The organism is Mycobacterium sp. E136 (assembly GCF_001666865.1).
Lineage (GTDB): Bacteria > Actinomycetota > Actinomycetes > Mycobacteriales > Mycobacteriaceae > Mycobacterium.
The window spans coordinates 1-5,878 of record NZ_LZJE01000250.1 but is presented as its reverse complement, the minus strand read 5'-3'; the positions used below and the strand labels follow the sequence as shown (position 1 = coordinate 5,878).

Sequence of the window (5,878 nt, the reverse complement as noted above, 5' to 3'; positions counted from 1 at the left end):
GCCCAGCGTGCAGTCGAACTCGATGGCGTCGGCGATGAACTCCGCCTGGGGTTTCTCGAAGTGGTGGGTGGCCGTCGGCACCGTCATCGTGCTCGCGTTCGTCATCATCGGCGGGGTCAAGCGCATCGCGGCGTTCGCGTCGATCGTCGTGCCGTTCATGGCGGTCGTCTACATCGCGCTCGCCCTGGTGGTGGTGCTGCTCAACGCCGACCGCGTACCCGCCGTCTTCGAGATGATCTTCGCCAGCGCGTTCGGCTTCGACTCCGCCTTCGGGGCGATCATCGGGTCCGCGGTGATGTGGGGAGTCAAGCGTGGCATCTACTCGAACGAGGCGGGGCAGGGCACCGGTCCGCACGCCGCTGCCGCCGCCGAGGTCTCACACCCCGCCAAACAGGGCCTGGTGCAGGCGTTCGCGGTCTATGTGGACACGCTGTTCATCTGCTCGGCCACCGGTTTCCTGATCTTGACGACGGGTGCCTACCGGGTGTTCGAGGGAGAAAGCGAAAGCGGTGCCGTGATCGCCGAGGGCGGCCTGCTCTCCGGCGACGTCGAGGTCGGACCCGCCTACGCCCAAGTCGGATTCGACAGCCTGTGGAGCGGCGCCGGATCGACCTTCATCGCGATATCGCTGGCGTTCTTCTGCTTCACGACGATCATCGCCTACTACTACATGGCCGAGACCAATCTGCGGTTCATCCTCGGCCGCTTCTCGCCGATGTCCATGCCGGTCATCCGGGGCACGGTGGGGTCCAACGCGACGATGCTGCTGCAGGCCCTGATCCTGGTGTCGGTGGTCATCGGCGCGGTCTCGACGGCGACCGAGGCGTGGGTGCTCGGTGACATCGGCGTCGGTTTGATGGCCTGGCTCAACATCATCGGGATCATCATCCTGCAGCAGCCCGCGTACCGGGCGCTGTGGGACTACGAGAAGCAGAAGAAGGCCGGGCTGGATCCGGTGTTCGACCCTCGCGCGCTGGAGATCACCGGCGCGAGGTTCTGGGAGAACTACGACCCGCTGGCGGGTAAGGACCGGGAGCCGGCACGGACCTGAGCGCTTACAGCGCGAGCATCGGCGCCACGGCCGCGCGCGGAACCGTTGCCTGCACCGGGCCCGCCGACTCCGGGAACAGTTCACCCTGGCTGAAGAAGAAGATCAGCGAATCGTCGGTCAGTGCAAAGTTCTGGTAGTTCGCCGGATCGGTGCCCTCGCTCTGGGAGACCGGGTCGATCATCCCCTGCCGCTCCAGGTACCGGTCGACCTCCGGGTAGATCACGTCCATCGGCTTGGTGCCGGGTTTGAACAGGGTGTCGAAGGTGATCGGCGCATTGGTGGCGAGGTTCCAGTTGAAAGACTGATAGAACGTCTGCGGACGCACTCCGCCGACGTTCTGCCAGACGGTGAACACCACGCTGCGGGTGCCGGTGGTCGGCGGTCCCGATTGATAACCCGTACCGTCGGCGTCGAGTTCGTAGGGCAGGTTGTTCGCGTCCGGGTCCTCGGCGACGTTGACGAACCCGTCTCGCGCCTGCGTCAGGTAGGCCACCAGCGGCGCTTGGTCGGGATAGTCGTCGGGGAAGCTCAAATCGAGCGTGTAGTTCGGCTTTTGGACGTGCACCCGGCACATCTGGTCCGGCCCGACCGTGCCTTGCAGGTCGGCGCAACCGGGCTGGGCGGCGGCCGCGGGATTGGCGATCGCTCCCGTGACGGCGGCCACCGCGAACAGAACGGTCCACCTGGAAATGCGCATCGTCGACATCCTCGCAGCCGGCACCGGTCTGGATACCGGCGCATCACCGCCAGGATACGTAACGCCTCAACGTGACGGACGACAAATGAATGCCGTTGCCCGGCTTGCGCCTCCGGACCCGATGCGGGCGATCACCACCGAAGCTTGCTGCGAGCCCCGCAGGCGAAGCCGCGTCCGCAGCGCGTCGGGGTCGACGTCGACGCCGCGCACCAGGATCTCGAGGGCGCCGACGTCGCGCGCCGAAAGCGCCTGCCGCAGCCGTCGTTCGCCGAAGGCCAGTTGTTCGAGCACTTCGAAGCCGCGCACACCGCGAGGAAGGCGGTCGCCCGACAGGTAGGCGATGTCGGGGTCGAGTTGCCACAGCCCGTGCCGTGCGGCGTAGTGGCGGACCAGCCCGGCGCGCACCACGGCCCCGTCGGGGTCCACGATCCACCGCCCGGCGGGAGCGACCGCGCAGTCATCGGGGTCGGCGTCGGTGATCTGTTCGCCGGTGTCCAGCAACGATGCTCGGCGCCGCACGCCCGACTCGGTGAGACCGACCGACCACAGGCACGCTTCCCGCACGCTGCCCGACAGCGACGCCAGCTCGATCTCCCCGTCGAAGCCCAGCCCCCGCACGGCGTCGAAATCGATTCCGGGAGCGCACTTCACGACGGTGTCGCGGTGGCGGTACACGTCGAGCAGCTCGTCGAGCGGGGGCGCGTAATCACGCGGGTCGAACCTGCGACGTCCGCCGCTGCGGCGCGCCGGATCGAGCACGACGACGGCCCTGTTGGTGATGGGCCGCAGCGCGTCGGCGCGGCACAGATCGACACCGTCAACGTTGTTGCGCGCCATCGCGAGCCGCACCGGATCGAGGTCGCTGCCGATCACCGTCGCCGCCGAGTCGCGCAGCGCCGCGAGCTCGGTGCCGACCGAACACGTCGCATCGTGTACGAGTGCACCACCGAGCCGGCGGGCGCGGTGGCGGGCGACCGGTTCGGCGGTCGCCTGTTGCAGTGCTTCGTCGGTGAACAGCCAGCCGTCGGGGTGGGCCAGTTTGGCCGCCGCTCTGCGGCGCAGCAGCGTGGTCTCGACCAGAACTGCAGCGCGGTCGCCGAAACGTGCACGCGCCGAGGCGATGTCGGCGACGAGCGTGTTGCCGGTCAACGGCAGCGCGGCGGTTTCCCGCAACGCATCCGCACCGGCGGGGCTCCGCAGATACTCGACGTCGCCGACGCCGAACGCCACGGTCACGCGGCGGGTTTGACCCCTGTGATCATGACGTTGTAGTACCAGGAGTTCGGCACCACACGGCTCCAGAGGTTCGCGTCGATCCAGCTCAACCCGATCCAGCTGTGGAAGGCGAATTTCGCGTAGCCCCAGCCCAATCGGCCCGGCGGTACAGCGGCTTCGAAGGTGCGCAGCGGCCAGCCCAGCATCGCGGCGGTGAACTCGGTGGTGGCGGTCGACACCTCGACGGCGCCGGCGTTGCTCGCCATCCGTTCGAGGTCGGCCGGAGAGAAGGTGTGCAGGTCGACGACCGCCTCCAACGCGGCCGCGCGTGACGACTCGTCGAGCTCGGCCTGTGGGCGGCGCCAACTTGAAAGTCCCGGCAGCTTGGTCAGGTTCGTGACCACGCGCCAGGTCAGCGTCGACAGCGGGCGCGCGTAGTTCTCCCCCGCGTTCGTCGGCTCGCCGGCGAAGATGAACCGCCCGCCGGGCTTGAGCACCCGCACCACTTCGCGCAGCGACAGCTCGACGTCGGGGATGTGGTGCAACACCGCGTGGCCGACCACGAGATCGAAGGTGTCGTCGTCGTACGGAATGCCCTCGGCGTCGGCGACGCGGCCGTCGATCTCCAGGCCCAGGTTCTCCCCGTTGCGGGTGGCGACCTTGACCATGCCGGGAGACAGGTCGGTCACCGAACCGCGCCGCGCGACGCCCGCCTGGATCAGGTTGAGCAGGAAGAAGCCGCTGCCGCACCCGAGTTCCAGCGCCCGGTCGTAGGGCAGCTTGCGCTGCTCGGAGAACGGAACGGTCGCGTCGAACAGGTCGCGGGCGTAGTCGACGCAGCGTTTGTCGTAGGAGATCGACCACTTCTCGTCGTAACTCTCGGCTTCCCAGTCGTGGTACAGCACCTGGGCGAGCTTGGAATCGTGGCGGGCCGCCTCCACCTGCTCCGCGGTGGCGTGCGGGTTCGGCGCCGGAGCCGCATCGGCGGCGTTCAAGCGGGCATCAGTGCTCATAACAGGGCAGCCTAAAGGTCGAACGTCGCCTTGGCCGCAGCCAGTACCTGGGGCGGGTGCTCGACGAACCGTTGCGCCCAGGCCAGCGCGGCGTCGTACACGCCGTCGGGCGCCACCATCTGGTCGATCAAACCCAGGGCCTGCGCCTCCTTGGCGTCGATGAACCGGCCGCTGAAGACCAGTTCCTTGGCCTTGCTCAGGCCGACCGTGCGGGCCAGCCGTTCGGTGCCGCCGGCGGGCACCAGCCCGGCCAGGATCTCGGTGACGCCGAACTTGACGTTGTCTCCGGAGACCCGCCAGTCGGCGGCCAGTGCGACCGTCAGCCCGCCGCCCAGCGCATAGCCGGTGATCGCGGCGACGGTCGGTTTGGGGATGGCCGCCAGCGCGTCGACGGCGTCGCGGCAGACCTGCGTCGCCGCGGCGGCTTCTCCGGCGTCGAGCGTGCGCAGTTCGGGAACGTCGTCGCCGGCGGAGAAGATCTCGTGTCCGCCGTAGAGGATCACCGAGTGGATGTCGTCGCGCTCGCCGATGCTGCGCGCCGCGCCCGCCAGTTCGCGGTAGACCTGGCGGGTCAGGGCGTTGGTCGGCGGCCGAGACAACAGCAGTGTGGCGATGCCGGGTCGCTCATCGCTGGCGTGGACGGAGACGAACTCGTTCATGCCTGGCGCGCATCGGAGCCGTAGCCGTCGGGGCTGCGGCGGTTGCGGGCGGCGTTGTACCGATGGCTGTCGAAGAACTCGATCTCCCAGTTGCCGGTGTCCTTGTCCGCGGCCAGGTGCGGCGTGACGGACACGATCTGGCGCTCCACCGCAAGCACTTCGGCGACGGTGCGGTTGTTGAGGGAGTCCAGCTGCGTCCACGTCGGCGGCAGCAGGAATGTGCGGCCGTCGGCGAAGTCGTCGAGCGCTTGCCGCGGAGTGATCCAGTCGGCCTTGTCGGTCTCGGTGTTGTCGCCGTCGGCGCGTTGACCCTCGGGCAGGGCACCGACGAAGAAGTACGTGTCGTAGCGGCGGGTCCGCTCCTCCTTCGGCGTCACCCAATTAGCCCACGGGCGAAGCAGATCCGCGCGCAGCACCAGGTTCTCGCGGTGCAAGAAGTCGGCGAACGACAGGGACCGGTTGACCAGCGCGGCCCGCGCCTCGCGGTAGACCGAGGCGTCGTCGACAAGAACGTCGGGATCGTCGGCGGAGCCGGCGAACAGCACACCGGACTCCTCGAAGGTCTCGCGGGCAGCGGCGCACACCAGGGCCTGGGCCAGGTTCTGCTCGACGTTGAAACGCTCTGCCCACCAGGCGGGTTCGGGACCGAACCAGGCGATGTCGGCGCTGCGGTCGCGGTCGTCGACGCCGCCGCCGGGGAACACCATCACGCCGGCGACGAAATCCATCGCCGAGTGCCGCCGCATCAGGAAAACCTTGATGCCGTCGTCCGTGTCGCGGATCAGCATCACGGTCGCGGCGGGCCGCGGCGTCAACGGTTCTTCGGTCATGCTCGTCTCCTGTGGGCGGCCCGGCTTCTGGCCCGGCGCGCGAAGTAGCGGCCGTCGACGACCTCGAGGGAGATCGCCTGGCCGAACGCCTTCGAAAGGTTCTCGGCGGTCAATACATCGGGCAGCAACCCGGAGTCGACCACCTTGCCCTCGGACAGGATCAGGCCGTGTGAGAACCCGCGCGGGATCTCCTCGACGTGGTGGGTCACCAACACCATCGCCGGCGCATCTGGGTCGGCGGCCAGATCCTCGAGGCGGGCCAGGAGTTCCTCGCGACCGCCGAGGTCCAGTCCGGCGGCGGGCTCGTCGAGCAGCAGCAGTTCGGGGTCGGTCATCATCGACCGCGCGATCAGCACGCGCTTGCGCTCGCCTTCGGACAACGTGCCGTATCTGCGCTCGGCCAGGTGTTCGGC

The 5,878-nt window shown here is 68.5% G+C and carries 7 protein-coding genes; 1 reads left to right on the top strand and 6 read right to left on the bottom strand.

Annotated elements, in window-relative coordinates:
• On the top strand, positions 1–1,051 hold a 1,051-nt coding region (locus tag A5698_RS16695; protein WP_068299113.1), incomplete at its 5' end, for an alanine/glycine:cation symporter family protein.
• A 4-nt stretch (positions 1,052–1,055) separates the two neighbouring features.
• On the opposite strand, the gene A5698_RS16690 is transcribed toward A5698_RS16695, so the two are convergent.
• The 6 genes from A5698_RS16690 to A5698_RS16665 form a co-directional block, all read right to left on the bottom strand.
• Entirely contained in the window at positions 1,056–1,748 is a 693-nt protein-coding gene (locus tag A5698_RS16690; protein WP_067091680.1) for an esterase, read from the bottom strand.
• A gap of 66 nt (positions 1,749–1,814) precedes the next feature.
• Positions 1,815–2,978, bottom strand: coding sequence for a class I SAM-dependent methyltransferase (locus A5698_RS16685; RefSeq protein WP_068299109.1), 1,164 nt, complete (start codon positions 2,976–2,978; stop codon positions 1,815–1,817).
• A 2-nt stretch (positions 2,979–2,980) separates the two neighbouring features.
• Positions 2,981–3,976, bottom strand: coding sequence for a class I SAM-dependent methyltransferase (locus tag A5698_RS16680; RefSeq protein WP_068299107.1), 996 nt, complete (start codon positions 3,974–3,976; stop codon positions 2,981–2,983).
• 11 nt (positions 3,977–3,987) lie between these two features.
• Positions 3,988–4,635, bottom strand: a complete 648-nt coding sequence (locus A5698_RS16675) for an enoyl-CoA hydratase (protein ID WP_068299103.1) — start codon at positions 4,633–4,635, stop codon at positions 3,988–3,990.
• A complete protein-coding gene (locus tag A5698_RS16670) occupies positions 4,632–5,465 on the bottom strand; it encodes an NUDIX hydrolase (RefSeq protein WP_068299100.1) in 834 nt (277 codons plus the stop codon). The genes A5698_RS16675 and A5698_RS16670 overlap by 4 nt, the downstream gene beginning before the upstream one ends.
• A partial coding sequence (locus A5698_RS16665; protein ID WP_156670787.1) for an ATP-binding cassette domain-containing protein occupies positions 5,462–5,878 on the bottom strand: 417 nt, incomplete at its 5' end. The genes A5698_RS16670 and A5698_RS16665, both read right to left, overlap by 4 nt.

Bases quoted from the DNA above. Each gene is read 5' to 3' on its own strand.
- A5698_RS16690 (WP_067091680.1), bottom strand. From the start codon at position 1,748: ATGCGCATTTCCAGGTGGACCGTTCTGTTCGCGGTGGCCGCCGTCACG.
- A5698_RS16680 (WP_068299107.1), bottom strand. From the start codon at position 3,976: ATGAGCACTGATGCCCGCTTGAACGCCGCCGATGCGGCTCCGGCGCCG.
- A5698_RS16675 (WP_068299103.1), bottom strand. From the start codon at position 4,635: ATGAACGAGTTCGTCTCCGTCCACGCCAGCGATGAGCGACCCGGCATC.
- A5698_RS16670 (WP_068299100.1), bottom strand. From the start codon at position 5,465: ATGACCGAAGAACCGTTGACGCCGCGGCCCGCCGCGACCGTGATGCTG.